Raw genomic sequence first — 26,763 nt, 5'->3', positions numbered from 1 at the left:
ACTTTTGAATCCGACCATGACGATTGCCACCGAACGACGCAAACAGGACATCGAGAGCATTGCGGCGTTGACCGCCTTGCAGCAGGGCGTCCTGTTCCACGCACTGGAACGCGGCGACGGCGACCCCTATCACTATCAGCGCGTGTTCGACATTCGCGGCGAACTGGCGATCGACGACTTCATCCGCGCCTGGCAATGGACGGCCGACCGGCATCAGGCGCTGCGGAGCGACTTTATCTGGGGCGAGAGCGATGTGCCGCTGCAGATCGCGTACAAACGGCGGCCCGTTCAACTCGAGCAGGTCGATTGGCGCAACTTGCCGGCGGACGAGCAGCGCCGGCAGCTCGAAGCCCGACTGAAGGCACAGCGGCTGGAGGGCTTCCCTTTTCGCAGGGCCGCCGATCTTCGGCTCAGTCTGTTCCACGTGGAGGCCCAGCGCTGGTGGCTGGCGTGGTCCTTCCACCATGTCGCGATGGATGGCTGGAGCGTCGGCATGGTGCTCAGCGACGTGTTGCAGTCCTATCTGACGTTGCGCCGCGGCGAGCCGCTGCCCGCCACGGCGCCGCGTCCGTTCAGCACCTATCTGCAATGGCTGGGCCAGCGCGACAAGGCGGCGTCCGCGAGCTATTGGCAGCAGGCACTGGCCGACGTCGAGATGCCGACGCCGCTGCCGGCGAGCGTGCCTGAGACCGGCCGCTCCGGCTATGCGGAACAGAAGCTGTCGCTATCGCCGGCTCTCAGCGACACCGCGCGCACGCTGGCGCGACGGGCGGGCATCACCGTCAATACGCTGGTGCAAGCCTTGTGGGCCTGGGTGCTGGCCCGGCACAGCGGCAGCGACGACGTGGTGTTCGGGACCACGGTGTCCGGGCGATCCGGGGACTTTCCAGGCATCGAGACGATGGTCGGCCTGTTCATCAACACGATTCCGCTGCGCGTCCGTCTACCCAGCGATTCGCCGGTCGGGCAATGGTGGCGCACCATTCAGCAGCAGGCGATAGAGAATCAGCAGCACGAGCATATGCCGCTGCCGGACATCCAGCGGCTGGCACGCCCGGGCGAAGGCGGCGCGTTGTTCGACAGCATCCTGGTGTTCGAGAACTATCCCGTCGACGCGGCGCTGAAGCAAAGGCAGGGCGATATCGACATCCGCCTGCTGGGCGCTGGCGCCAAGGAAGATGGCGGCGACTTTGTCATCAGCGGCCGCAACAACTATCCGCTGAGCCTGATCGCCGCGATGGACGAGTGCCTGCACCTGACGCTCGCTTATCAGCGCGACCGCTTCGCCGACTGCGACATCACCGCAATGCTGGACCGGATGGAACAGACGCTCCGGCGGATGCTGTCCGATCCCGACCAATGCCTTGGGCAGATTGGACTCCCCGGCGACGGGGGCGTGCTGGTCGCTGAATCGGATGAGGGAACGCCGCCGGATGTGCTGGCTTGCTGGCGGTGGAGCGTTGAGGGGAATCCTTCGGCCATTGCGTTGCGATATGAGAATCAGATCCTGTCGCGCATGGAGACCGATCGGTTGGCCAATGGTATTGCCGCGGCGCTGATCGAGCGTGGTGTCGGGCGGGAGATGCGGGTTGGACTCTGCGTCGAACGTTCGCCGGCGTTCGTCACCGGCCTGCTTGGCATCCTGAAGTCCGGGGCCGTCTGTGTACCGCTCGATCCGGCACAGCCGGCCGAACGCTTGCGCCAGCTGCTGGACGATGCTGGCGCAAGCGTTGTCGTCGGTTCCGTGCCGGGCTTCGATTGCCTCGATCCGGCCTCCGTGGCACCAGTGGACGCGGCCCCTTCCGTCTCGTTGCTCCCGGATCAGGCCGCTTACCTGATCTACACCTCCGGCTCGACCGGTACCCCCAAGGGCGTGGTCGTCAGCCACGATGCGCTCGCGCATTACGTCTCGGGCGTGCTGCACCGGCTCGAGCTGCCGGCCGATGCCTCGATGGCGATGGCTTCCACCACCGCCGCCGACCTCGGCCATACCGTGCTGTTCGGCGCCCTTTGCAGCGGGCGAACCTTGCATCTGATCTCGCGCGAACGGGGCTTCGATCCCGATCGGTTTGCTGAGTACATGGCCCGGCACCGTGTCGGAGTGCTCAAGATCGTACCGAGTCATCTGCGTGGGTTGCTACAGGCCCGGCCGCCTGCCGATGTTCTGCCCGAGCAGGCACTGATTCTTGGTGGCGAAGCGACCTCAGCCGAGCTGGCTCGCATGGTCCGTGACCTGAAGCCGCACTGCCGGCTGTTCAACCACTACGGCCCGACGGAGACGACCGTCGGCGTGCTCACGCATGAAGCCGTGACCCTACCCGAGCGGCAGCTGCCGACCGGCATCCCGCTCCCCGGCTCGCGCGTCTATGTGCTCGACGCCGACCTGAACCCGGTACCAAGCGGCATTGTCGGTGAGCTCTATATCGCGGGGCCGCAACTGGCTCGCGGCTACCTCGGACGGCCCGGGCTCACTGCCGAACGCTTCGTGCCCGATCCCTTCACCTCCGGCGCACGGATGTACCGCACCGGCGATCGCGTCAAGCAGGATGCGGAGGGCCGGATTGAATACCTCGGCCGCCAGGACGAACAGGTCAAGATCCGCGGCTACCGTGTCGAACTCGGCGAAGTCGCCCATCTGCTGCGGTCACAGCCCGGGGTCAAGGACGCCGCGGTGATCGTCCACGACGACCGGCTGGTCGCCTACTGCGTGCTGGACGAGGCCGATACCGCGACGCTCAGGTCCCGCCTCAAGGCGCAACTACCGGACCATATGGTCCCGGCGCAGCTGATTGCACTCGACCGGCTGCCGATCACGCCAAACGGCAAGCTGGACCGCCGTGCGCTGCCCGCACCGGTCTGGGAGACGCAAGGCTACGTCGCCCCGCGCAACGACATCGAGACGCTGCTCGCGCAGGTCTGGCAAGACGTCCTCGGTGTCGAACGCGTCGGTGCCACTGACAATTTCTTCGAGCTTGGGGGCGATTCGATCCTGTCGTTGAAGGTGATCGCCCGGCTGAAGAAGGCCGGCCACAAGCTGTTGCCCAAGCAGGTCTTTTCCAATCCGGTACTGAGCGACCTTGCGCAGGCGATAGCGGCAAACCAGGGCGGCGCATTGCCGTCCACGGCGACGATCAATCCCGGCCCGGCACTGGCCAATCGAAGCGGTCCAATCCCGTTGTCGTGGGCCCAGCAACGGCTATGGTTCCTGTGGCAATGGAACCGCAACAGCGCCGCGTACAACATTCCCCGGGCGGTGCGGTTGCGCGGCAATCTTGACCAGGCAGCGATGCAGCGGACCTTCGATGCGCTGGTGGAGCGGCACGAGAGCCTGCGCACTACCTTCCATCAGGAGGGCGAGCAGGCGGTGCAGCGCATCCATCCGTCCGCCTCACTGCCGATCGCCATCAGCGATCTGCGCGACGTCGATCCGGCGCGCCGTGACACCACGATCCAGTCGCAGGTCGACGCCGAGGCCCAGGCCCCATTCGACCTCGAACAGGGACCACTGCTGCGCGTTCGACTGCTGCGCCTGGCCGACGACGACCAGATCCTGCTGGTCACGATGCACCATATCGTCTCCGACGGCTGGTCGATGAACGTAGTGGTCGACGAGTTCGCCCGGCTCTATGCGGGCTTCGTCAGCGGTCAGTCGGCGCAATTGGCTCCGCTGCCGATCCAGTACGCGGACTACGCGGCCTGGCAGAAGCAGTGGCTCGAGGCCGGCGAACTGGAGCGGCAGCTGCGCTACTGGAAGTCGCATCTGGCAGACGATGGCACGGTCGTGCTGGAACTGCCGACGGACCGGCCACGCCCGGCGGTGCCGAGCCATCGCGGCGGCGCGGTTCCGTTCTCGCTCGATGCGGACCTCACAGCCAAGCTCAGGGCCTTGGCGCGTCGTGCCGACACCACCCTCTTTACCGTGCTGCTGGCCGCCTTCCAGGTCCTGCTCTACCGCTACACAGGACAGCGCGACCTGCGCGTCGGCGTGCCGGTGGCCAACCGCAACCGCGTCGAAACGGAGGGCGTGGTCGGCTTCTTCGTCAACACGCAGGTCCTGCGTATCGAAATCGACGGCAGCATGGCGTTCGAATGCGTGCTGGCCCGTGCCCGCGAGTCGGTGCTGCAGGCTCAGGCCCATCAGGAGCTGCCGTTCGAGCAACTGGTCGAGGCGCTGCAACCGGAGCGGGACCCGTCGCGTAACCCGCTGTTCCAGGTCATGCTGAACCATCAGCGGCGCGACCGTAGCATTGCGCAACGTCTGCCGGGACTGCAATTGGAACCGGTGGAGCGATCCGTCCGATTGACCAAGGTGGACTTGTCCCTGGACACCCAGGAGGACCAGACCGGCGCGGTGTTTGGGGCCATGGGATATGCCTGCGATCTATTCGACCACCATACCGTCGAACGGATGCTGCGGCACTACCTCGGTATTCTGGATCAGATGGCGACAGTGTCTGACCCTCGTGTCAGTGAGTTGATGCTGAGCAGCGGGGACGACGGAAGGCTCGTCGGAGACGCCGTGAGCTCCGCGCCGGCGGACATGCTTTCGGCATGGCGATGCAACGTGGAGGGGAATCCCTTGTCCATTGCATTGCAGTATGAGGATCGCACGCTGACGCGCGGTGAGACCGATCGGTTGGCCAATGGTATTGCCGCGGCGTTGATCGAGCGCGGCGTTGGGCGCGAGATACGTGTTGGGCTCTGTGTCGAGCGTTCACCGGCGTTCGTGACAGGACTGCTTGGCATCCTGAAGGCCGGAGCCGTCTGTGTGCCGCTCGATCCGGCACAGCCTGCCGAACGCTTGAGGCAGTTGCTCCACGATGCCGGGGCACCGGTTGTCGTCGGCTCCGTGCCCGGCGTCGATTGCATCGATCCGGCTTTGGTGGCACCAGCTGACGACGCCCCTGCCATCTCTCTGCTTCCAGGCCAGGCCGCTTATCTGATCTACACCTCCGGCTCGACCAGCACCCCGAAGGGCGTGGTCGTCAGCCACGATGCGCTCGCGCAATACGTCTCGGGCGTGCTGCACCGGCTCGAGCTGCCGGCCGATGCCTCGATGGCGATGGTTTCCACCACCGCCGCCGACCTCGGCCATACCGTGCTGTTCGGCGCCCTTTGCAGCGGCCGTACCTTGCATTTGATTTCGCGCGAACGCGGCTTCGATCCCGATCGGTTTGCTCAGTACATGGCCCGGCACCGTGTCGGCGTGCTCAAGATCGTGCCGAGTCATCTGCGCGGGTTGCTGCAGGCTCGGCAGCCTGCCGACGTGCTGCCCGAGCAGGCACTGATTCTTGGTGGCGAAGCGACCTCAGCCGAGCTGGCTCGCATGGTCCGCGACCTGAAGCCGCACTGCCGGCTGTTCAACCACTACGGACCGACGGAGACGACCGTCGGCGTGCTGACGCATGAAGCCGTGTCCCTGCCCGAGCGGCAGCTACCTACCGGCACACCGCTACCCGGCTCGCGCGTCTACGTGCTGGACGCCGACCTGAACCCGGTACCAAGCGGCATTGTCGGCGAACTCTATATCGCCGGACCGCAGCTGGCCCGCGGCTACCTTGGACGGCCCGGGCTCACTGCCGAACGCTTCGTGCCCGATCCCTTAACCTCCGGCGCACGGATGTACCGCACCGGCGATCGCGTCAAGCAGGATGCGGAGGGCCGAATCGAATACCTCGGCCGCCAGGACGAACAGGTCAAGATCCGCGGCTACCGCGTCGAGCTTGGCGAGATTGCCTATCTGCTGCGGTCACAGCCCGGGGTCAAGGATGCCGCGGTGATCGTCCATGAGGACAGGCTGGTCGCCTTCTGCGTGTTGGACGGCACGGATACCGCCGTGCTAAGGACCCAACTGAAGGCCAAACTGCCCGACCATATGGTCCCGGCTCAAATTACCGCGCTCGAACGGCTCCCGGTCACGCCCAACGGCAAGCTCGACCGCCGCGCCCTGCCCGCCCCGGTATGGGAAACGCAAGGCTATATCGCCCCGCGCAACGAGACCGAGGCGCTGCTTGCGCAAATCTGGCAGGACGTGCTCGGCGCCGAGCAGGTCGGCATCCACGACAACTTCTTCGAGCTTGGGGGTCATTCGCTGCTCTGCCTGCAAGTGCTGACCCGGCTGCGCGCCGCGACAGGCGCGGGTCTGGCGATCGAGTTGCGCCATCTGATGGAACACCAGACGATCGCGTCGCTGTGCCAGGTGCTCGGCGGCGCCGACGCTGCGCAGCATCGGCCCGTGCCCTTGAATCGGCCTTCCGGCGATGCAACGCCGCTATTCTGCCTGCACGCGTCGTTTGGCAATGTGTTCGACTACACGCCGCTGGCCCGATCGCTGGAGGGCGCCTGCACGGTCCATGGGCTGGCCTGTCCGCCGCTGGACACGTTCGACTCCCTCGAACATCTTGCGCATCTGCACGTGATGGCGATTCGCGCCGTGCAACCCACGGGTCCCTATCGGCTGCTGGGATGGTCGCTCGGCGGCGCACTGGCCGCGCGAATGGCGGCGATCCTCGAAGACGCCGGCGAAACGGTGGCGTTCCTTGGGCTGGTGGACACCCTGGTGCCGCGCCAGGGGACGGCTGCGGTCCGCCAGCGTGGTTCCCTCGACGACCTCCACCAGTATCTTCTGCAGCTGTTTCCGCAGTTGGCGGACAGCGGCTTTGCAGAGGAATTGGCCAAGGCGCGGGCGGAGCTGCAAGGCGCCGCGCTGGTCGAGCATCTGGTCCGGCGGGCCTTCACGCTGGCCGGTGGCACCGCGCACGCGGACCCGGACGAGCTGTCACGGATGTTCGCCACCGCCGAGCGACTGCGCGAGCTCAGTCACGACATGTCGCTGCAGCCGCTGCGCGTGGCACCGACCTGCTGGTGGGCGGGCGACCGGGCCGAGGAGGATATCGAACGGCTGGCCACCATGCTGGAACGGCAGCCAGCCTATACCCAGCGGGTCGCGGCGACCCACCTGGGAATCGTGCGGGCGCCGGCCTTTATTGACGGGCTGCGCGATCGGCTGGAGGCCGTGCCGGCGAACGGTTGATGCCGCGCTCGGTGGACGAGGGGGCCGGGATCAGCGCGTACCAGAGCCCGGCCGCCGTCATCGCACCCAGCGCCATCCACGAGACCCAGTCCCAAACCCCGTCCGCGAACAGCGCGGCGGCCAGGCCGACGCAGCCGGCGATGGCCAGCACGATCGGCATGCCGTAGATCCACAGAAACGTCCCGGGCGTTTTCATCGGCTGGCTCCGCTTTGGGTCACGGCGGCGACCAGGGGCGCGGCGCGCTCCGCGGTACGCTGCTCGTCTTCGAGCTTGCGCAGGCGCGCATTGGTCGTGCGCGTGCGGCCAACCCACAGATAGATGCCGCTGCCGAGCAACACGATCGTGATGAGGTCCAGCACGGCCCACAGGATCTTCAGCGGCATCGCGCCGTAGTCGCCGAAATGCAGCGGGCCGGAAATCCGCAGCGCGGCGACGTACCAGGGCATCTCGCGCTTTGCCGCGAAGGCACCGGTCTGCGCGTCGACCAGCACCGGCTTGATCAGGCGCGAGGTGATATGCGCGTCGCCGCGCATGAAGACCGCGTAGTGATGGTTGCCGGCGAGCGGCGTGCCGGGGAAGGCGACGAAAGCCGTGGTCATGTCCGGCTCCTCGGCCCTGGCCAGCGCGATCGCCGCATCGAGCGAGGCCAGCTTCTCGGGCGGCGCGGCAGCAGCGGGCGACGCGCCGTCCTTGGCCGCGAACGGCGCGACCATGGCCTTCAACTCGGTGGCCTGCCAGAAGCTGTATGTCGGCTTGGCCAGCGTCAGCAGCACGCCGGTCAGCCCGACCACGAAGGCCCACGACAGCGTAGCCATGCCCAGCACGTTATGCAGGTCCAGCCATTTGAGCCGTGTCGAGCGTTCACGGCGCACGGTGCCGAACGGCAGCTTCTTCATCAGCGGGCCATAGACGACGATGCCCGAGACGATCGAGATGACGAACAGCAGTCCCATGAAGCCAAGGAACAGCGTGCCGGCCAGACCCGCGAACAGGTCCGTATGCAGCTTGACCATGACGAGCATGAAGCCGGACCGCAGCGGCGTATCGCGCAGCAGGTCGCCGGTACGCGCGTCGTAGGTCAGCAGCGCTCCGCCCTGGCGCGGCGCCTCGCGCGAGGACAGCGAGACGAACCAGACCGGCTCCTCGTCGTCCGCGGTGACGAAGCGGACGGCCGTGCCGGGGCGCCGTTCCAGCGCGTCGGCGACGATGCGGTCGACCGGCACCCGGCCCGCGTCGGCCGGCAGCTCCGGCGCCTCGACGCCATTGCCCAGCCAGTGGTCGATCTCATGCCCGAAGATCAGCGGCAGGCCGGTCAGGCACAGCAGCAGCAGGAAGACGGTGCAGATCAGGCTGGTCCATTTGTGGATCAGGTACCAGATGCGGAACGTTCGGATATGCATGGTGGCTGGCGCGGGCGGCGGCCTTTTCCTATTTGCGAATGATTCGCATTCTATATGGGTCTGATGCGGGGAGATAGTCCGGTCACCGGTCGTCCCCACGCATGCGGGGACCCAGCGACTTCAGCGCGCCAGCAAAGACGCTGGGCCCCGCCTTCGCGGAGGCAACAATCTCGCGCCTGCGTAAATTTCCCGCCTCCCCCACCGTCTCTCCAACACCGGCCGAACGCCTTTTCCGGCCACCACCATGGAGAACATCATGACGATCGAACAGACGGGCAGCGAGACGGGCAGCGCGGCCGCCCCGTTCCAGGGATTTCGCTCCTTCGAGGCGCGCGGCGACGCGCTGGAATCGTCGTGGCAAGCCGGGCGGCTCGAGGTGCGGGACGCCCGCCGCAACGAACCGCTCGCGGCCTTTGCCGTTGCCCACGGCCCTCGCCCGGTGCTGCGACTCGCGGAGTCGTTTGCCGAGACGGAAGCGTCCGCCGATGCCGCGATCGCCGCGCTCGAAGCGATCACGACGCAGTGGAGCGCCACCGTCGTCGACGTCGATATCGAACACCAGCCGACGCGGGCGTTGCTGCATCGGCGCGGTGTGGTCCGTCCGCACGCCGATGGCGACCGTTGCGAGGCGGCGATGCTGTGGCAATACGCCCCGCTATGGCTGGGCGGCCGCCTCGAGACGCCCTATCCGCTGCGCTATGCGATGACCGGCGAGAAACGCCATCCGGTGCGTCCGCCGAAGCCGGCGGGCACGGTCTATGCCCGCTATATTCCGTGGCTGCGGCGCACGTTCACGCTGCACGCCGCCACCGTCGAGCACGACCTTGCCAGCCTGCACCGCTGGATGAACGATCCCGATGTCGCTCACTTCTGGCAGGAGGAAGGCGACGCGGAAAAGCACCGGCGCTATCTGCAAGGGCTGATCGACGATCCGCACATGCTGCCGCTGATCGCATCGATCGATGGCACGCCGTTCGGTTACTTCGAGGTCTATTGGGCCAAGGAGAACCGCATCGCGCCGTTCTACGACGCCAACGACTACGACCGCGGCTGGCATGTGCTGATCGGCGAGCCGGCATTTCGGGGCAAGCCCTTCCTGACCGCATGGTTCCCCGCCATCCAGCACTTCCAGTTCCTCGACGATCCGCGCACGCAGCGCATCGTCGGCGAACCGCGCTCCGACCATCACCGCCAGATCGCCAATCTTGACCGGGCCGGCTTCTCGAAGGTCAAGCTGTTCGACTTCCCGCACAAGCAGGCCATGCTGGTGATGCTGCTGCGCGAGCGCTTCTTTGGCGAGCATCTGTACCTGCCCGCGGACCGGGACGGGTTATACACGGCGTCCTGATGTGTCACTCCCGCGAACACGGTAGAAGATTGTCGCGCCCGCGGACGCGGGGGCCAGCGTCTTGTGAGAGCGCTGAAGTCACTGGGTCCCCGCGTGCGCGGGGACGACGACATAGTCAGCGATATGCCTACGCCGTGCCGACCAGCGGCCGGGACTCGATCGTCTCCGGCGCCAGCGGCACCGCCTCACGGCCCGCTTGCGTCTCGTTCGCCAGCACCGCCTCGGCGATCTCGTGCGAGCGCACCGCCAGCACCGACAGCAGCGTATCGCTGAGGCCGTGGCTGTCCTCGCAGCATCCCTGCAGGAAGATCTGCGGCAGGCAGCGCGTCGAAGTCTGCAGCCGATAGTGCCGGTCGACCCGGAAGCCTTCGCCGATCAGCGAGGCCAGCGGCGCCAGCATGCGCTCATGGGCCTGGCGCCGATAACCGGTGGCCAGCACCACCAGATCGAACTGCTGGCGCTGCACGGCGCCATTCGCGCGGTCGCGCAGCACGCAGGCGATGCCGTCGGGTTGGGACGCGGCCGCCTCGATGTCCTTGCCGGGAAGCAACTGGTGCTGCGGATTGCCGACCACCTTTTGCTGATAGAGCAGCTGATAGATACGCTCGATCAGGTCAAGGTCGACCACCGAGTAATTGGTATTGCGGTATTCCTGCAGCATCTGCTGGCGGCGATCGCCCGGCTGCCGATAGATGAAGTCGGTGAAGCCCGGGCTGAAGATTTCGTTGACGAACGGGCTGTCGTCCGACGGCTTCAGCGCACCGCCGCGCATCACCATCGCGACCTCGGCGGCCGGGAAGCGCTTGACCAGGTCCATGAAGACCTCGGCCGCGCTCTGCCCGCCCCCGACCACCGCAATCCGCCGCGGCGCGTTGTCGCCGCGATATTGGGCGATCCGGTCCAGATAGCCCGACGAATGCACCACGCGCGCATCGCGCCAGCCACGGAAGGCCGCGGGCACCTGCGGCTCGCCGCCCACGCCCATCACCAGATTGCGCGTCAGCCGTTCGTGAATGCGCCCGTCCGCCCCACGCGAACGGACACGCAGGCGTTGCACCACGCCGTCGGCCGGCTCCGGCACCACGTCGATCACTTCCTCGCCATAGTGGCAACGCTCGCCGAAGTGCGACGCGACCCAAGCCAGGTAATCGTTGAACTCGATCCGGCTTGGGAAGAAGGTCTTCAGGTTGATGAACGATTCGAGCCGGCCGCGGCTGTGCAGATAGTTGATGAAGGTATAAGGGCTGCGCGGATTGCGCAGGGTGGCCAGATCCTTCAGGAAGGAGATCTGCATATCGGTGTCGTCCAGCAGCATGCCGCCGTGCCAGACGAAATCGGGCTTGCGTTCGATAAAGGCATAGCGCGGTGGGCGCACGGCCCGGGCAGCGGCCGCGGCACCTGCGCGCTCTTCCATCGCAATGGCCAGCGCCAGATTCGATGGCCCGAAGCCGATACCGAGTAGATCGTATTCCAAAGCACTGCTTGTCATCTGATGCCCCTTGCGGTGGGAGTTCGGCGACCGACGCAGCGGCCGACCCCGCGTCTCGTGCGGGGATATCCGATGTGACGATCCGGGGCCGGCGATATTTAGATTTTCAGACTCGATCTGGCTATCCCGAACGCAAGCCGGCCAGCCCGACTAAATTCGCCCCGTCGCGGTCCGTCTTGTTGTCACAGGCGCTCGCATCTGCGTCGCCACCGCCACGCATCCAGTCAGACGAGGGACACACCATGAGCTTTGACAGCGACACGCTGCTCTTCCAGGTCGTCATCAATCCGGAAGAGCAGTATTCGATCTGGCCCGATTACCGTCCGATCCCGGCCGGCTGGCGAGCCGTCGGCTTCAGCGGCCAGCGGCAGCAATGCCTGGAGTACATCGAGACCCACTGGACCGATATGCGGCCGGCGAGCCTGCGCGCCGCGATGGAAGCGCAAGGCGAGTCCACGGCGCGATGACTACGCAGGGGCCGGTCACGCTGTGGTGCCTGCCCAATGCGGGCGCGGGCGCCGCAGCCTATGCCGGATGGCATCGCGCGGCGCCCGCCGGGCTGACGATCCGGCCGGTCGAACTGCCCGGCCGTGGCACCAGGATCGGCCAGCCGCTGTGCGGGTCGTTCGATGCGCTGTGCGACCAGCTCGAACATGAATTGCGCCAGCAACGGCTGTTGGCGCAGTCGGCACGCAGCCGCCACGCGTTGTTCGGCCACAGCATGGGCGGGCTGCTCGCCTACGAGTTGGCACACCGCTGGCAGGCCGGGGGCGAGCCCGCTTGCGCGCTGCTGGTCTCAGGTTGTCCGGCCCCCCTTCTGCGCGAGCCAGACCGTTTCGCCGGGCCGCTCGACGATGCCGCCCTGATGGATCATCTGCGCGAGCTCGATGGCACGCCGCCGGAGCTGCTCGAACACGAGGAAATGATGGCGCTGACATTGCCGGTGCTGCGTGCCGACTTTCGTGTCTGCGCGAGCTATCGGCATCGCGAGCGGCCGTTGCTGCGCTGTCCGCTGCATGCATTCGGCGGACGTGGCGATCGCAGCGTCGGCGGTGCGATCGCCGGCTGGGGGCATGAAACGGCGGGTGCCTTTACGCTGGACTGGTACGACGGCGGCCACTTCTTCCTGCGCGAGCACACCGGCTCGATGCTGGCGCGAATCGGCATGCAGCTCGGCGTATCGGCCCCGGCTGCCCCGGTGAGCAATGCCGCGGAGGCCAGCGCATGCTAGCGCCGACGCTCGTGCCCGTGCCGGTTCCTGTCCCCCTTCCCTCGCCGCTCGCGCGCTACGACATCCGTGTCTGGCGACTGGACATCGACATCCGGGCCGACCCTGTGCCCGGCGACCTGGCAGTCCTGTCGCCGCCGGAAACGGCACGGCTGCGCGCCTATCGCCGCGTCGCCGATCGGGCCCGCTTTGCCGCGGTACGCGGTGCGCTGCGGCGCTTGCTCGGCGCGTATCTCGACCTTGCGCCGTGGGAACTGCCGCTGCAGACCGGCCCCCAGGGCAAACCGATATTGCCGCCGGCGATCCACGACGCGCCGAGATTCAACGTCTCGCACAGCGGCCGGATCGGATTGATCGCCATCGCAACCGATCCGGCGATCGCGGCGGTCGGTGTCGACGTCGAGCAGTGCCGCCCGGTGGAGCCGCTTGCGCTGGCCGCATCGGCGTTCTCGCCTGACGAACAGACGATGCTGCACGGTTGCCATCCCGCGCTGCGGCTGGACCGCTTCTATGCGCTGTGGACCGCCCGCGAAGCCCTGACCAAGGCGGCGGGCACCGGCATCGCCGATGCGCGCTGGCAGCAGGTTGCGCTGCAGGGATCCGGGGATGGATGTTGGCGCCCCCGTGGGCCGAGCGAAAAGCTGCCGACGTCGCTCGGGTCGTGGCACCCGGCAGAGGCCAGCCTCGTTGTCTCGCTGCCGTGCCCAGTGAGCTGTGCTGACCTGCCATATCGCGCCGCCGTGGCGCTACTTGCTCGACCGCTCTCGGCTCCCCTCTCCCGCCACGCGGTAGAGGGGTTGGGAGAGAGCGAAGAGCCCTGGCATATCGACGACCTTCGCTCTGGCGAACGCCCTTCCCTCTCCCCCGCCCCTCTCCCGCGAGCGGGAGAGGGGAGAAACTCTGCCGAAGCCATCCCGATGAGGACCGCATGACCGATCTGTCTACGCCTACCGTCGAGTCGCTGACCGCCGCGTCTTCGCCGCGCGCGGCGGCGTTGCCCTTCACGATCGAGGCCGCCAGCGCGGGCGAACCGCTGATCGAAGCGCTGCCCCGTCTGCGCGCGGACATCGACGCGCACCTGCGCACCACCGGCGGCGTGCTGTTCCGCTCGTTCGCCGTCGGCGGCGCCGAGGGATTTCGGGCCTTTGCCGCCGCCTTCGGCCATCCGCTGCTGAGCTACGAGTTCGGTTCCACGCCGCGCAGCAAGGTGACTGGCGGCGTCTATACCTCGACCGAATACCCGGCGCACCAATCGATTCCGTTGCACAACGAACAGGCCTATACGCGCGAATGGCCGATGAAGATCTGGTTCTATTGCGAACGCGCGGCACCGCAGGGCGGCGAAACGCCGATTGCCGACAGCCGCGCGATCTACCGCGCGGTCGATGCCGGCACACGGGAACGCTTTGCCACGCGCGGGCTTTGCTATGTACGCAACTTCGGCAACGGCATGGATGTGCCCTGGCAGCAGGTGTTCAACACCGAGGAGCGGACCGAGGTCGAGGCGTACTGCGCGCGACATGGCATCGTCTGTGAATGGAAGGACGACGGCGAACTGCGCACGCGGCAGCGGGTACAGGGCATCGCCCATCATCCGCATACCGGCGATCCGGTGTGGTTCAACCAGGCCCATCTGTTCCATCTGTCGGCGCTGGCGCCCGAGATGCGCGAGGTGCTGCTCGATACCGTCGGCGAAGAGGACCTGCCGCGCAACGTCTACTACGGCGACGGCACGCCGATTCCCGATGCCGAGCTGGACGCGGTCCGCGCGGTGCTGGACGCGCACAAGATCGTGTTCCCGTGGCGGGAGGGCGATGTGCTGATGCTGGACAATATGCTGACCGCGCACGCGCGGGAGCCGTTCAGCGGTCCGCGCAAGGTCGTGGTGGCGATGGCGGAGCCGCACGGCGCGCCGGCGTAGCAATGTCGGGGCGCACCGCCAAGTCTCGTCATTCCCGCGAATGCGGGAATCCAGCGTCGTTCTGTCGTTCAAAGCCACTGGGTCCCCGCTTTCGCGGGGACGACGAGCAAGTGCCCTACTTCAGGTCGCCGAACGTGCGCCCCTGTGCCACCAGCTCCTCCAGCAGCCTGGCTGGCTTGAAGTCGGGACCGAAGCTCTCCTCGTAGCGCCGCAGCATCTCCAGCACCTTGTCCAGCCCGATCGTGTCCGCGTAGAACATCGGACCGCCGCGGTAGACCGGCCAGCCATAGCCGTTGACCCAGATCACGTCGATGTCCGACGCGCGGATCGCCTTGCCCTCCTCCAGGATCTTCGCGCCCTCGTTGATCATCGGGTAAATGCAGCGCTCCAGGATCTCCTGCTCCGAGACCACACGGCTGGTCCGGCCCTGCTTCGCCGCGAAGTCGCGGATCACCTGTTCGACCACCGGCGACGGTTTGGCGTTGCGCTTCTCGTCGTAGTCGTAGTAACCGGCACCGGTCTTCTGGCCGCGCCGGTCCATTTCGCAGAGGATTTCGCGCAGCGTCGAGCTGCTCGATTTCTCCCGGATCCAGCCGAGGTCGAGGCCGGCCAGGTCGCTCATCGCGAACGGTCCCATCGGAAAGCCGAATTCGTACAGCGCGCGGTCGACGTCCCACGGCAGCGCGCCTTCCAGCACGAGTTTCTGCGCCTCGCGCTGGCGTTGCGCCAGCATCCGGTTGCCGACGAAGCCCGGGCAGACGCCGACCAGCGCGGCGATCTTGCCGATCTTGCGGGCCAGTTCCATCGACGTGCGGATCACCGGCTTGGCGGTCTTGGCGCCGCGCACGACTTCCAGCAGCTTCATCACATTGGCCGGCGAGAAGAAATGCAGGCCGATGACCGCCTCCGGCCGCGACGTGGCGGCGGCGATCTCGTCGACGTCCAGCGCCGAGGTATTGGTCGCGAGGATTGCGCCGGGCTTGGCGATGCGGTCGAGCCGGCCGAACACCTCCTTCTTGACGTCCATGTTCTCGAACACGGCCTCGATCACCAGATCGGCGTCGGCCAGCATTTCCATCTCCAGCGTCGGCGTCAGCAGCGCCATGCGGCGCTCGATGTCGGTGGCGGTGATGCGGCCCTTCCTGGCCGTGTTCTCATAGTTGGTCCGGATCGTGCGGACGCCGCGGTCCAGCGCCTGCTGCGAGGTCTCGACGATGGTGACCGGATAGCCGGCGTTCAGGAAGTTCATCGCGATGCCGCCGCCCATCGTGCCGGCACCGATGATGCCGACTTGCTTGACCGGCAGCAGCGGCGTATCGGCGCCGATATCGGGCAATTGCCAGACCTGGCGCGAGGCGAAGAAGTAGTAGCGCTGCGCCGCCGACTGCGTGCCGTTCAGCAGCTCGACGAACATCGCGCGTTCGCGCTTGAGTCCCTCGTCGAACGGCAGTTCGACCGCCGCTTCGATGCAGCGGATGTTGTATTCGGGCGCATCGAAGCCGCGAAAACGGCGGGCGTTGGCCCGGCGGAATTCAGCGAAGATCTCCGGCTTGCCGCGCGCCGCGGCGATCTTGTCGTCAAGGTCGCGCACCTTGCGCAGCGGCCGCCCTTCCGCCACCACCTGGCGGGCGAATGCGATGGCGTCGGCGCGCAGGCTGGCGTCATCAGTCAGCAGATCGACCAGGCCCATCTCGGCCGCGGCCGGCGCGGGTACATGGGTGCCCGAGGTGACCATCTCCAGCGCCTTCTCGACGCCGACGATGCGCGGCAGCCGCTGGGTGCCGCCAGCGCCCGGCAGCAGGCCGAGATTGACCTCGGGCAGGCCGCATTTGGCGGAACGCGCGGCGACACGATAGTGGCAGACCAGCGCGACTTCCAGCCCGCCGCCGAGCGCGGTGCCGTGAATGGCCGCGATCACCGGCTTGGGCGCATCCTCGATCGCGGCCTGCACCTCGGGCAGCGCCGGGCCGGTCGGCGGCTTGCCGAACTCGGTGATGTCGGCGCCGGCGATGAACGTCTTGCCGGCGCAGGTCAGCACGATGGCCTTGACCGCGTCGTCGGCGACGGCCTGCTGGACCCCCGCCAGGATGCCCGCGCGGACATTGGCCGACAGCGCGTTGACCGGCGGCGAGTCGATCGTCAGCACGGCGATGCCGGCGTCCACGGTAAGGTCGGTGACCGGATTGATGGTCGTCATCGATGTGTCTCCATTGGAATTGGATTGAAATCGGAATTGGATTCAGGACCGGCCTCGGGCCTCGGATCGGATTGGGCACGGGATAAATGCCGCGCGGCCCACGGCCAACTCAGCCCGCACGATCGCTGACATCGAGCGCGATCGCCAGGAAGCGGTCCAGCTCGTCGCGGATGCGCTTCTTGTTGTATTTGCCGACGCTGGTCTTCGGGATGTCCCGCGTGATCGCCACCAGCTTGGGCAGCATCCATTTGGTGATGCGGCCGGTATCGACGCCATGGGTCTTCAGGAAGTCGATCACCGCATATTCGTCGGCCTCGAAGCCGGTGCGCACGCTGACCAGCGCCATCGGCCGTTCGCCCCAGACCGGGTCGGGCACGCCGACCACCGTCGCCTCCTGCACGAAGTCGGCCATCGCGATCAGGTTCTCGAGCAGCACGGTCGGCACCATCTCGGCGCCGCTGCGGATCACGTCCTTGATGCGGTCGGCGATCGTGATATAGCCGTGCGCGTCGACCTTGGCCAGGTCGCCGGTATGCAGCCAGCCGCCCCGCCACAACTCGGCGCTTTTCTCCGGATCGCGGAAGTAGCGCTCGGTGGTCCACGGCGCGCGCACCACGATTTCGCCGACGGTCTGGTCGTCTTTGGGCACCGGCCGGCCGTCGTCGTCGACCACCTCGACATCGACGCCAAGGATCGGCAAACCGGCCTTGACGAGCAGCGCATCGGTCTGCTCCCGGTCCAGGTCGACCAGGTCCTTCTTGATGAAGGAGGCGACGATGGTCGGCGCGGTTTCCGTCATGCCGTAGCCCGAACTCATCCGGAACGACGGGATCAGCGCTTCGAGCTTCTTCTTCAGGCCCAGCGGCAGCGCGCCGCCGCCGACGTTGACGCGCACCAGGCTGCTCAGGTCGTATTTGTGCAGGTCCGGGTATTCGAGCAGCATCGCCGCAATGGTGGCGACGATGCCGACCGAGGTCACCTTCTCGCGCTCGACCAGCTCACAGAACCCCTGCACGGTGAAGGTGCCATGCAGCACGATCTTCTGCGCGCTGTAGACCGCGATGAACGGCGCGCCCCAGGCATGGATATGGAACATCGGCGTGTTCAGCAGCGGCACCGCGGACTCGCCGAGCCGCACGCCCAGGCCGTCCTCGATATCGATTGACGGCGTGTTGGCGATCGCGATCTGCGCCATCACGTGCACCGTCATCAGATACAGCTGGCGGTGCGTGAAGGTCGCGCCCTTGGGTTGCCCGGTGGTGCCGGTGGTGTAGCACAGCGTTGCGTTGACGTCCTCGTGCAGCGCCGGCCAGTCGAACTGCTCCGGCTGCCTTGCCAACAGATCCTCGTAGTGGACCAGGTTCGCGATGCGCGTGTCGGGCAGGCCGGGCTTGTCCGACAGATAGACGAAACGCTGCACCACGTCCTTGATATGGTCGTAAATGCCTTCGACCAGCGGCAGCAGCGTGTCGTCGAAGAACAGCACGCGGTCCTGCGCATGGCGGATCGTGTAGACGATGTGCTCCGGCGACAGGCGGACGTTGACCGGGTGCAGCGTCGCGCCGACGCCCGGTACGCCGAAGTACAGTTCCAGGTGGCGATGGGTGTTCAGCGCCATGGTGGCGATGCGGTCGCCGGGTTCGCCCGGTGTGCCGGCCACCACGCCCAGCTCCGACGACAGCGCGTTGGCCAGCCGGCAGACGCGCCGATACCACTGGTCCCAGGTAAAGCGGAAATACTCGCCGCTGATGTGATTGCGGTAGACGACACCGATCTGGTCGGGATACATCCGCACGGGCCGCCGCATGATCGTGGTCAACAGCAGCGGATAGTGGGTGCTGAACTCGGGATAGGTTCTCGCTTCCATCTCGTCTCCTGGATCGTGGTTCTTGTCCTTTGTCCTTCTTGTCCGGCTCCCCTCTCCCGCAAGCCGGAGAGGAAGCAACCCGCGGCGCACGCATGCTGCGGCGCGCCGATGGATCGATCGCTATCTTTCTCCCCTCTCCCGCAAGCGGGAGAGGGGTCGGGGGAGAGGGCATACGGCGTTCGCCATGGCATGCATCGGTGGCATGACAGCCGCCCTTTTCCCTCTCCCCCAGCCCCTCTCCCACAAGCGGGAGAGGGGAGCAAACACTCGCGCAAGCGTCAACGTGGGCGTCGGCGTTCTCGCATCGCAGCCGCCCGTCAAGACGTCATCGGATCGCCCTGGTTCGGCGGCAACGGGCCGGGCCGCCGTCGCGGATCTTTCATCGCCAGAGCCATCGCGAACGCCAGGCACTTGACCGCGATGGCCAGTGCGAACACCAGCCAGAAGCGGACGCCCTGGGCCAGCATGCCGCCGAGCACCGGGCCGATCGCCATCATCGCGTAGGTGCCGGTACCCGCGACGGCCAGCAGCATCGGCCGGTCCTTGCGCGCGCCGAATTCCATCACCAGGTTGTCGGCGGAAATAAAGAAGCCGCCGAAGCCCGCGCCGAGCCCGCAGAAGGCCAGCACGAACCAGCCCAGCGAGCCGCAGCCCAGCAACAGCGCGGTCGCGGCGATCCATAACGCGATGCTCGCGAGGAACACGAGCCGATAGCCATGGCGGTCGGCCAGCCGGCCCCACAGCAGATTGCTCGCGGTCTGCGCAAGCAGATAGGCCAGGCTCAGATAACCGAGCGTGGCACCGGACAGGTCGATATGCTGGCCCGCATAGATCGCATAGAACGGCATCGCCATCATGCCCAGCGCCACCAGCGCGCGGGCGACGAAGAAGCGAACGAAGTCGGGCTGCGCCCGCAGCAGCGCCGGCACTTCCCGGATGCGGCGCCGGAAGCCAACCGGCAGGCGCACATCCTGCAACGCGGGCTCGCGCATGCCGGCCAGTGCCGAAATGCCGAGGCTGGTCAGCACGAAGGCGGCCAGGAAGGTCGCGGCATAGCCGTTGCCCAGCACGTCGTGACCGACCAGATAGCGTCCGCCAAGCCAGGCCACCGCCGCCGCGGTCAGCCCGCCGAAGAAGTTGCGCAGCGCGCTGAGGCCGCCGCGGCGATGCAGCGGAATGATCTTCGAGGTCAGGTATTGAAAGGCGACGTTCTGCACGCCGTTGAGCAGGCCGAACAGCAGCAGGAAGACCGCGGCGGCCGTCAGTGCCGCCGCGCCCGACAGCCACAGCGCCGACAATGCGAGCCCCAGCACTTGCAGCCGCACCAGCCAGCCGACCCGGTACAGCATCGGCATCACCTGCTGCCGATGCTCGATCAGCGTCGCGCCCCACAGCGACGACGCGGCCATGCCGGCGTACTGGGCCGACAACACCAGCCCGACGGTCAGCTTGGAGCCGGACAGCAGATACAGATAGGCCGGCACGAAGGTCGGCGCGGTGACCAGCCGGAAGCCCGTCATGCCGAGCATGCCGTGCGCCAGGAACGCCATCGCGTTGCGGCGGTAATGCCGCGACACATGGTCCAGATAGCCACGCTCGCCGTCGTCGTCCGCATCGGCGTCGTCCACATCGGTGGACTCGCGGGCCGGCGACAGTGCGGAGCTCATGCCGACTCCGGCCCCGAACGCATGCCGGGCGCCGGCATCGCCGCGTACTGCCGCAGGGCCTGCTCCAGCGCAACCGGCTCCAGCGACAGCAGCTCCATCACCGCGGAGAGCCACGGCGGACGCTCGCAGCAGCAGACCGAGATCGGCGTGTCGAGGTCGGAATGCTGCGACGCCAGCATCGCGAAGCTCGACGCATAGCTGGGCGGACGGACGTCATTGGCGAGCTCGGCGATCGCAAAGGGATCGGGCGGCGCCAGCTGGCTCAGGTCCGGCACGGGGATATAGGGGCTGCGCGCCGCGCTGCCGCCGCCGGACAGTCCGGGCCCGTCGCGGACGATGGCGCCACGTACCTCGCCGGGACGCGCGCCTGCCAGCAGCAGCGCGACATAACCGCCGATGCCGCGTCCGGAAAGCGTGCACGGGCCCAGGTGCGCCAACGCGATGTCGGCGTCGGCCATCAGGAACTCGCAGCTGTAGCCGCCGCCGCGCGGCAGGTCCGATTCACCGTGGCCGGTGAAGTCGAGCGCATGGACGTGGCCGGGCCAGCTTGAATACTCGGCCGGCAGCGTGGCCGGCGAGCGCTCGCCCAGGCCGTGCAGCAACAGCAGCGGATGACCGTCGCCATCCTTGAGCCGATGCAGCGCGAGCCGCAGACGATGGTGACGCAGATATTGGCGCGGCGATTGGCGCGGCGATTGGCGCTGGGACGAGGTCAAGGACATGGTCATGCCCCGAAGAACTGCACGATGCGGCGCGCCGTTTCCTGCGGCCGTTCGATATGGATGAAATGGCCGACGTCCTGCATCCGATGGACTTCCGTGCTGGCGGGGAAGAACGGCATCAGGTCGTCGGCGGTCGCGTCCCAGCCCATCGGCTCCTTCTCGGAGCCGAAGATCGCCAGCATCGGAATCGGAAAGCCCGGCAGCCTGTCGGTCATCCAGCGCACACGCATCGGTCCGAAGCCGCCCACGCCGATCGCGGGGTCCAGCTTCCAGCGCCAGCCCTGTTCGTCGCGGCGTGCGCCGTGCGAGGCGATGTAGCACAGCCACTCGTGGCTCAGGCGCGGGTTCATCCTGGCGCGGCGCTGCGCCAGTTCCTCCAGCGTGCCGGGACGCCGCTCGAGCTCGCCGCTGCGCCGCCGCGCATCGAGCCAGCGGGTAATGACGGGCCCGGTCAGCGAGGACTTGCGTTCGCGTACCGCGCTGTCGGCATGCGGGCTGCGGAACGGCAGGCCGTCGATCGCGGCGAAACGGGTGAACCGGTGCGGCAGCGCCTGAATCGCCTGCACCAGCAGCGAGCCGCCCTTGCTGTGGCCGACCGCCAGGCACGGCTCCCGCGTGATCGAGTCCGCCACCGCCAGCATGTCGCGCACGTCGGCAACCCAGTTGTACAGATCGGCGTGATCGGAATCGCCATGGCCGCGATGGTCGTACGACACCACGCGGTATCCCGCATCGGCCAGCAGCGGCGCAAACGCATCGAAGGTCCGGGCGAAGTCGAGCGCGCCATGGACCAGCAGCAGCGGCGTGGCATCCGGCTCGCCCCATTCGTAGACGGCGAGCCGCAAACCGCTGGCATCGACCCAGCGCTGGCGGTCAGGCGCACGCGCGCCCGGGAAGGTCCACACCGCATCGTCCGTCGAAGGCTCGCTGGTCTGCATGTCTCCACCTTGGGCCGAGCTGGGCGTCAGCTGGCGCCGCCGGCCTGTTTCGTGATGTTGGTATGTTTCTGGCGATGCTAGCACAAGGCCGTCACTCCGCCATATTGCCTTTTTATCCGCACCGTGTGCGGCATAGCCGGTATGCGCCGTTTGCATGGCCGATACCGTTTTCGTAAATGGCGTATTGACGATGTCCGGCGCACGCTTGTATAACGGCCCTGCACGCCCTTGATCGCCGCATTCGGCATCACGCGGCGCACGGTTCGAGCAAGAGACGACGGCCCGCAGAGGCCGCCCACCGCGACAGGAGACCACCGTGGAAGACCTGGAGACGTTCCGGCAGCAGACGCACGCCTGGCTGCAGGACAATTGCCCGCCCGAGATGCGGCAGCCGGTGCAGGACGACGAGGACATCTGCTGGGGCGGACGCAAGTTCCGCTTCCGCTCCGAGGCGCAGCGCCAGTGGCTCGAACGGATGGCCGAGCGCGGCTGGACCGTGCCCGAATGGCCGCGCGAATACGGTGGCGGCGGCCTGAGCCGCGAACAGGCCAAGATCCTACGCGAGGAAATGCAGCGGCTCGGCTGCCGCGTGCCGCTGCAGAGCTTCGGCATCTCGATGCTGGGGCCGGCCCTGCTGAAGTACGGGAGCGAGGCGCAGAAGCGCGAGCACCTGCCGAAGATCGCGCGCGGCGAGATCCGCTGGTGCCAGGGCTATTCCGAGCCGAACGCCGGCTCCGATCTGGCGGCGCTGCAGACGCGCGCCGAGGACCGTGGCGACCACTTCGTCGTCAACGGCCAGAAGATCTGGACCTCGTATGCCGACAAGGCCGACTGGATCTTCTGCCTGGTGCGCACCGACTTCTCCGCGCAGAAGCACACCGGCATCAGCTTCCTGCTGTTCGACATGGAGACGCCCGGGGTGACGACACGGCCGATCGTGCTGATCTCCGGCAAGTCGCCGTTCTGCGAGACCTTCTTCGACGATGTCGTGGTGCCGCGCGACCAGTTGGTCGGTGAGCTGAACGGCGGCTGGGAGATCGCCAAGTATCTGCTGACCCATGAGCGCGACATGATTAGCGCGATCGGCAGCCGCGGCTTCCGGCAGCCGCTGGGACGCCATGCCGCCAAGGCGATCGGCACCGATGCGGCCGGCCGGCTCGACGAGCCGATGCTGCGCGCGCAACTGGCCCGCTTCGAGATCGACGAGGCCGCGTTCGGCTTCGCGGGCGAACGGGTGCGCGACCTCGCCAGGCAAGGCGAGGGGATTGCCGCGTTTTCCTCGGTGTTGAAGTACTACGGCGCCGAGCTGAACAAGCGGCGCTACGAACTGCTGATGTCGATCGGCGGCAGCGACGCGCTCGAATGGGAAAGCGAACGCAGCCAGCAGGGCGCCACCGCGCGCGCCTGGCTGCGCACCAAGGCCAACTCGATCGAAGGCGGCACCAGCGAGGTCCAGCTGAACATCGTCGCCAAGCGGATCCTCGGCCTGCCCGGGGCCTGACGGCCCTTCCCTCCCTTCACCGTGCCGGGACCGCGCGTACGCGCGGCCCGGCGGCTACCTTCGCGGACATCGACATGGCCATCGTACTGAACGACACCCAGGACATGCTGCGCGACAGCGCGCTGACCTTCCTGCGCGAGAACGCACCGATCTCGGCGCTGCGCGCGATGCGCGACAGCGGCGACCCGACCGGCTTCTCGCGCGAGCTGTGGCAACGCTTTGCCGATCTCGGCCTCGCCGGCGTGCTCGTGCCCGAGGCGTACGGCGGCAGCGGGCTCGGCGTGGTGGAAGCGGGCGTCATCATGGAGGCGATCGGCCGCACGCTGGCGCCGTCGCCCTTCCTCTCCACCTCGGTGCTCGGCGCCTCGCTGCTGACCCACTTCGGCACCGACGCACAACGCGACGCGCTGCTGCCCGCGATCGCGGCCGGCCGGCACCTGACCGCGCTGGCGCTCGACGAAGCCGGCAAGCATCGGCCGTTCCGTCTGTCCACCCGCGCAACGCCCGAAGCCGGCGGCTATCGACTCGACGGCAGCAAGCAGCTGGTCGTCGACGGCCACGTGGCGGACACGCTGATCGTGGCGGCGCGCACCGCCGATCCCCAGGCGGGACACAGCGAGGACACGCACGGCATCACGCTGCTGCTGGTACCTCGCACCAGTGCTGGCGTGCGAATCGAACGGGTGGTATTGGCCGACGCCACGCAGGCCGCGCGCATCGTCTTCGAAGGGGTGCAGGTGCCCGCCGATGCGGTACTCGGCGGCGTCGATGGCGGTGGTGCGATCCTCGAGCGCGCGCTCGACATCGGCCGCGCGGTGCTGTCGTCCGAGCTGCTGGGCACCGCGGACGAGGCCTTCGCCCGCACGCTGGCCTATCTGAAGGAGCGCCGACAGTTCGGCAAGATCATCGGCGAATTCCAGGCGCTGCAGCATCGCGCCGCCCATCTGTTCACCGAGCTCGAGCTGACGCGCGCCATCGTGCTGCGCTGCCAGCAACGGCTGGACGAGTCGGTGCCGGACGGTCCCGAGGCGCTGGTATCGGCCGCCAAGGCCAAGGCGGGCGAGACCGCGACGCTCGCGGTGCAGGAAGGCGTGCAGATGCACGGCGGCATCGGCATGACCGACGAGTTCGAGATCGGCTTCTTCATGAAGCGGGCGCGCACCGCGCAGGAGTGGCTGGGCGACGCCAACTTCCACGCCGATCGCTGGGCACGGCTGCGTGGCTACTAGCCGGTACCAGGGAGACAGCTTGGGCCGCACGGCGGCCCGCCCCCGGGAAATTCACTAGACCAACGGGCGTGCCTTCGGGTTGTCATCGCTTCGAACGATGAGTATGCTGGGATCGCGATCGGCGCAAGGCTGATCGCTGCATTGCCCCGCACAAAAACTGCATTCCGCGTGCCGAAATACCGCCACAGGCAATGACCTGTAGGCGGAAACAGGAGACAGCATGGCCGGAGCATCAGCAGAAATCGTGTTGCCGGTATCCCCGCCGGCGCTGGCGCCCGCGGCAAGCGGTGCCATCCGTCGCGCGAGGCGGCCATGAGCGCCTACCTGATGCGCCGGCTGCTGGCGCTGCTGCCCACGCTGCTGTTTGCCAGCATCATCGTGTTCTCGATCGTGCGGCTGGTGCCGGGCGACGTGGTCGACCTGATGCTGAGCCAGAACGACATCAGCGCCGATGTGCGCAGCCGCGAGGAACTGATGCAGCTGCTGGGCCTCGATCGGCCGATGTGGCAGCAATACCTGCACTGGGTCGGCAACATCGTGCTGCACGGCGACCTTGGCGTGTCGCTGTGGCAGGGCGAGCCGGTGCTGAAGATGGTAATGGCGCGCATCCCGGTGACGCTGTCGCTCGGCGTCATCGCGCTGGTGGTGGCGCTGTCGGTGGCGCTGCCGATCGGGGTGCTGTCGGCGATCCGGCAGGACAGCGCAGCCGACTACGTGGCGCGCTCGTTCTCGATCCTGATGCTGGCGGTGCCGAGCTTCTGGCTGGGCACGATGGTGATGGTGTTTCCGTCGGTCTGGTGGGGCTGGTCGCCGGAGGTCCGCTACGTGCCGTTCCACGAGAACCCGCTGCAGCACCTGCAGCAGATGCTGGTGCCGGCGATCGTGCTCGGCATGGCGCTGTCGGCGATCACGATGCGGATGACGCGCACGATGATGCTCGAGGTGCTGCGCCAGGACTATATCCGTACCGCCTGGGCCAAGGGACTGAACGAGCGGATGGTGATCCTGCGGCATGCACTGCGCAACGCGCTGATTCCGGTAGTCACGCTGGTGGGCCTGCAGGCGCCGCTGCTGATCGGCGGCGCGGTGATCATCGAGCAGATCTTCGCGCTGCCCGGCATGGGCCTGCTGCTGCTCGACGCGGTGCATCAGCGCGACTATCCGGTGATCACCGGCGTGTTCCTGGTGGTCGGCGTCGCGGTGATGCTGATCAATCTGCTGGTGGACCTGAGCTACGGATTGTTCGATCCGAAAGTGAGGCATCGCTGATGGCACGTTCCGTGACTCCCCTGCCCTCCGTCGCACCGTCCGCTGCCGACGCGGCCGTGGCAGCGGCAACGACAACGGCGGCAACGTCGAGCGCCACCCGCCACTGGCCCGGCTTCGGCCTGCTGCGCCGCCTGTTCCGCGACAAGCCGCTGGGTGCGGCGGGCGCGGTGATCTGCGCGATCTTCCTGTTCTGCGGCGTCTTCGCCGACGTGCTGGCGCCCTACGGCGTGAACGAGATCAACATGCTGCATCGGCTGCAGCCGCCGTCGTGGGCGCATCCGTTCGGCACCGACAATCTGGGCCGCGACATGCTGTCGCGCTGCCTGTACGGCGCGCAGCTGTCGGTAGTGATCGGGCTGTCGGCCGCGACGCTGGCCACCGCGGTATCGGTGCTGCTCGGCATCCTGACCGGCTATCTCGGCGGCAAGTTCGATCTGGTGGTGCAGCGCTTCGTCGATGCATGGATGAGCTTTCCCGATCTGGTGATCCTGATCGTCGTGGTGTCGGTGCTCGGCCCGGGCAGCTGGCAGATCGTGGTGACGCTGGGCCTGCTGCTCGGCATCGGCGGCTCGCGCATCGTGCGCAGTGCCGTGGTGTCGGTGCGCGAGAACATGTATGTGCACGCCGCGCAGTCGATGGGCGCGTCGACGCCGCGCATCCTGTGGCGCCACATCCTGCCGAACGTGCTGCCGCCAGTGATCGTGCTGTTCACCACGCGCGTCGGCACCGCGATCCTCGCCGAGTCCGGCCTGTCCTTCCTGGGCCTGGGCGTGCCGCCGCCGGCGCCGACCTGGGGCGGCATGCTGTCCGGCGACGGCCGCACCTTCATGTTCCAGGGCCCGTGGCTCGCGCTGGCGCCCGGCGCCTGCCTGACCGTGGTGGTCTACGCGATCAACGTCTACGGCGACGCGCTGCGCGACCTGCTCGATCCGCGCATGCGGGGCACGCGGTAG

The 26,763-nt window shown here is 67.4% G+C and carries 18 protein-coding genes; 10 read left to right on the top strand and 8 right to left on the bottom strand.

What is annotated here, in order from left to right; translation table 11 throughout:
- Nucleotides 1–16 precede the first annotated feature (16 nt).
- Nucleotides 17–7,033: an amino acid adenylation domain-containing protein gene (locus tag M1D55_RS02020; RefSeq protein WP_456280956.1), complete on the top strand. Its 7,017-nt coding sequence runs from the start codon at nt 17–19 to the stop codon at nt 7,031–7,033.
- On the opposite strand, the gene M1D55_RS02015 is transcribed toward M1D55_RS02020, so the two are convergent.
- Together M1D55_RS02015 and M1D55_RS02010 are read right to left on the bottom strand one after the other, a co-directional pair.
- Nucleotides 6,984–7,229 carry a hypothetical protein gene (locus M1D55_RS02015; protein WP_456280955.1) on the bottom strand — a complete coding sequence of 82 codons (246 nt, stop codon included), beginning with the start codon at nt 7,227–7,229 and terminating at the stop codon, nt 6,984–6,986. The genes M1D55_RS02020 and M1D55_RS02015 overlap by 50 nt on opposite strands.
- A complete protein-coding gene (locus M1D55_RS02010; RefSeq protein ID WP_456280954.1) occupies nt 7,226–8,434 on the bottom strand; it encodes a PepSY-associated TM helix domain-containing protein in 1,209 nt (402 codons plus the stop codon). Before M1D55_RS02010 ends, M1D55_RS02015 begins: the two co-directional genes overlap by 4 nt.
- Nucleotides 8,435–8,690: 256 nt before the next feature.
- On the opposite strand from M1D55_RS02010, the gene M1D55_RS02005 reads away from it, so the two are divergent.
- Nucleotides 8,691–9,782 carry a GNAT family N-acetyltransferase gene (locus tag M1D55_RS02005; protein WP_456280953.1) on the top strand — a complete coding sequence of 364 codons (1,092 nt, stop codon included), beginning with the start codon at nt 8,691–8,693 and terminating at the stop codon, nt 9,780–9,782.
- Between the two features lie 127 nt (nt 9,783–9,909).
- Here the strand turns inward: M1D55_RS02005 and M1D55_RS02000 are convergent, their stop codons facing one another.
- Entirely contained in the window at nt 9,910–11,271 is a 1,362-nt protein-coding gene (locus M1D55_RS02000) for a lysine N(6)-hydroxylase/L-ornithine N(5)-oxygenase family protein (protein WP_043441153.1), read from the bottom strand.
- A gap of 242 nt (nt 11,272–11,513) precedes the next feature.
- Between M1D55_RS02000 and M1D55_RS01995 the strand changes: the two genes are divergently transcribed.
- Genes M1D55_RS01995 through M1D55_RS01980 form a run of 4 tightly spaced genes read left to right on the top strand, consistent with a single transcriptional unit; the run spans nt 11,514 to nt 14,420 of the window.
- On the top strand, nt 11,514–11,738 hold the full coding sequence (locus M1D55_RS01995) for an MbtH family protein (RefSeq protein WP_006577824.1): 225 nt from the start codon (nt 11,514–11,516) through the stop codon (nt 11,736–11,738).
- Nucleotides 11,735–12,502 carry a thioesterase II family protein gene (locus M1D55_RS01990; RefSeq protein ID WP_456280952.1) on the top strand — a complete coding sequence of 256 codons (768 nt, stop codon included), beginning with the start codon at nt 11,735–11,737 and terminating at the stop codon, nt 12,500–12,502. The genes M1D55_RS01995 and M1D55_RS01990 overlap by 4 nt, the downstream gene beginning before the upstream one ends.
- Nucleotides 12,496–13,431, top strand: coding sequence for a 4'-phosphopantetheinyl transferase family protein (locus M1D55_RS01985; RefSeq protein ID WP_456280951.1), 936 nt, complete (start codon nt 12,496–12,498; stop codon nt 13,429–13,431). The genes M1D55_RS01990 and M1D55_RS01985 overlap by 7 nt, the downstream gene beginning before the upstream one ends.
- Nucleotides 13,428–14,420: a TauD/TfdA family dioxygenase gene (locus tag M1D55_RS01980; protein ID WP_456280950.1), complete on the top strand. Its 993-nt coding sequence runs from the start codon at nt 13,428–13,430 to the stop codon at nt 14,418–14,420. Before M1D55_RS01985 ends, M1D55_RS01980 begins: the two co-directional genes overlap by 4 nt.
- A 115-nt stretch (nt 14,421–14,535) precedes the next feature.
- Here the strand turns inward: M1D55_RS01980 and M1D55_RS01975 are convergent, their stop codons facing one another.
- The 5 genes from M1D55_RS01975 to M1D55_RS01955 form a co-directional block, all read right to left on the bottom strand.
- Nucleotides 14,536–16,617 (bottom strand): 3-hydroxyacyl-CoA dehydrogenase NAD-binding domain-containing protein, encoded by a 2,082-nt coding sequence (locus M1D55_RS01975; RefSeq protein ID WP_456280949.1) that lies wholly within the window; start codon nt 16,615–16,617, stop codon nt 14,536–14,538.
- 109 nt (nt 16,618–16,726) lie between these two features.
- Nucleotides 16,727–18,484: a long-chain-fatty-acid--CoA ligase gene (locus M1D55_RS01970; RefSeq protein WP_456280948.1), complete on the bottom strand. Its 1,758-nt coding sequence runs from the start codon at nt 18,482–18,484 to the stop codon at nt 16,727–16,729.
- 317 nt (nt 18,485–18,801) lie between these two features.
- A complete protein-coding gene (locus M1D55_RS01965; RefSeq protein WP_006577145.1) occupies nt 18,802–20,151 on the bottom strand; it encodes an MFS transporter in 1,350 nt (449 codons plus the stop codon).
- Nucleotides 20,148–20,879, bottom strand: a complete 732-nt coding sequence (locus tag M1D55_RS01960) for an alpha/beta fold hydrolase (protein WP_456280947.1) — start codon at nt 20,877–20,879, stop codon at nt 20,148–20,150. The genes M1D55_RS01965 and M1D55_RS01960 overlap by 4 nt, the downstream gene beginning before the upstream one ends.
- The gene (locus tag M1D55_RS01955; protein ID WP_456280946.1) at nt 20,876–21,811 is read right to left on the bottom strand and encodes an alpha/beta fold hydrolase; all 936 of its coding nucleotides are present in this window, start codon (nt 21,809–21,811) and stop codon (nt 20,876–20,878) included. The genes M1D55_RS01960 and M1D55_RS01955 overlap by 4 nt, the downstream gene beginning before the upstream one ends.
- A gap of 316 nt (nt 21,812–22,127) precedes the next feature.
- Here M1D55_RS01955 and M1D55_RS01950 point away from each other — a divergent pair, with 316 nt between their 5' ends.
- The 4 genes from M1D55_RS01950 (at nt 22,128) to M1D55_RS01935 (ending at nt 26,763) form a co-directional block, all read left to right on the top strand.
- Entirely contained in the window at nt 22,128–23,312 is a 1,185-nt protein-coding gene (locus M1D55_RS01950) for an acyl-CoA dehydrogenase family protein (RefSeq protein WP_151022808.1), read from the top strand.
- Nucleotides 23,313–23,386: 74 nt separating this feature from the next.
- Nucleotides 23,387–24,541: an acyl-CoA dehydrogenase family protein gene (locus M1D55_RS01945; RefSeq protein ID WP_456280945.1), complete on the top strand. Its 1,155-nt coding sequence runs from the start codon at nt 23,387–23,389 to the stop codon at nt 24,539–24,541.
- Nucleotides 24,542–24,853: 312 nt separating this feature from the next.
- Nucleotides 24,854–25,810 (top strand): ABC transporter permease, encoded by a 957-nt coding sequence (locus M1D55_RS01940; protein ID WP_456280944.1) that lies wholly within the window; start codon nt 24,854–24,856, stop codon nt 25,808–25,810.
- A complete protein-coding gene (locus tag M1D55_RS01935; protein WP_456280943.1) occupies nt 25,810–26,763 on the top strand; it encodes an ABC transporter permease in 954 nt (317 codons plus the stop codon). The genes M1D55_RS01940 and M1D55_RS01935 overlap by 1 nt, the downstream gene beginning before the upstream one ends.

The sequence above is a fragment of the Cupriavidus sp. JZ107 genome, assembly GCF_053903255.1.
The sequence above is the reverse complement of the archived record's forward strand: the minus strand, read 5'-3'. Positions and strand labels throughout refer to the sequence as shown.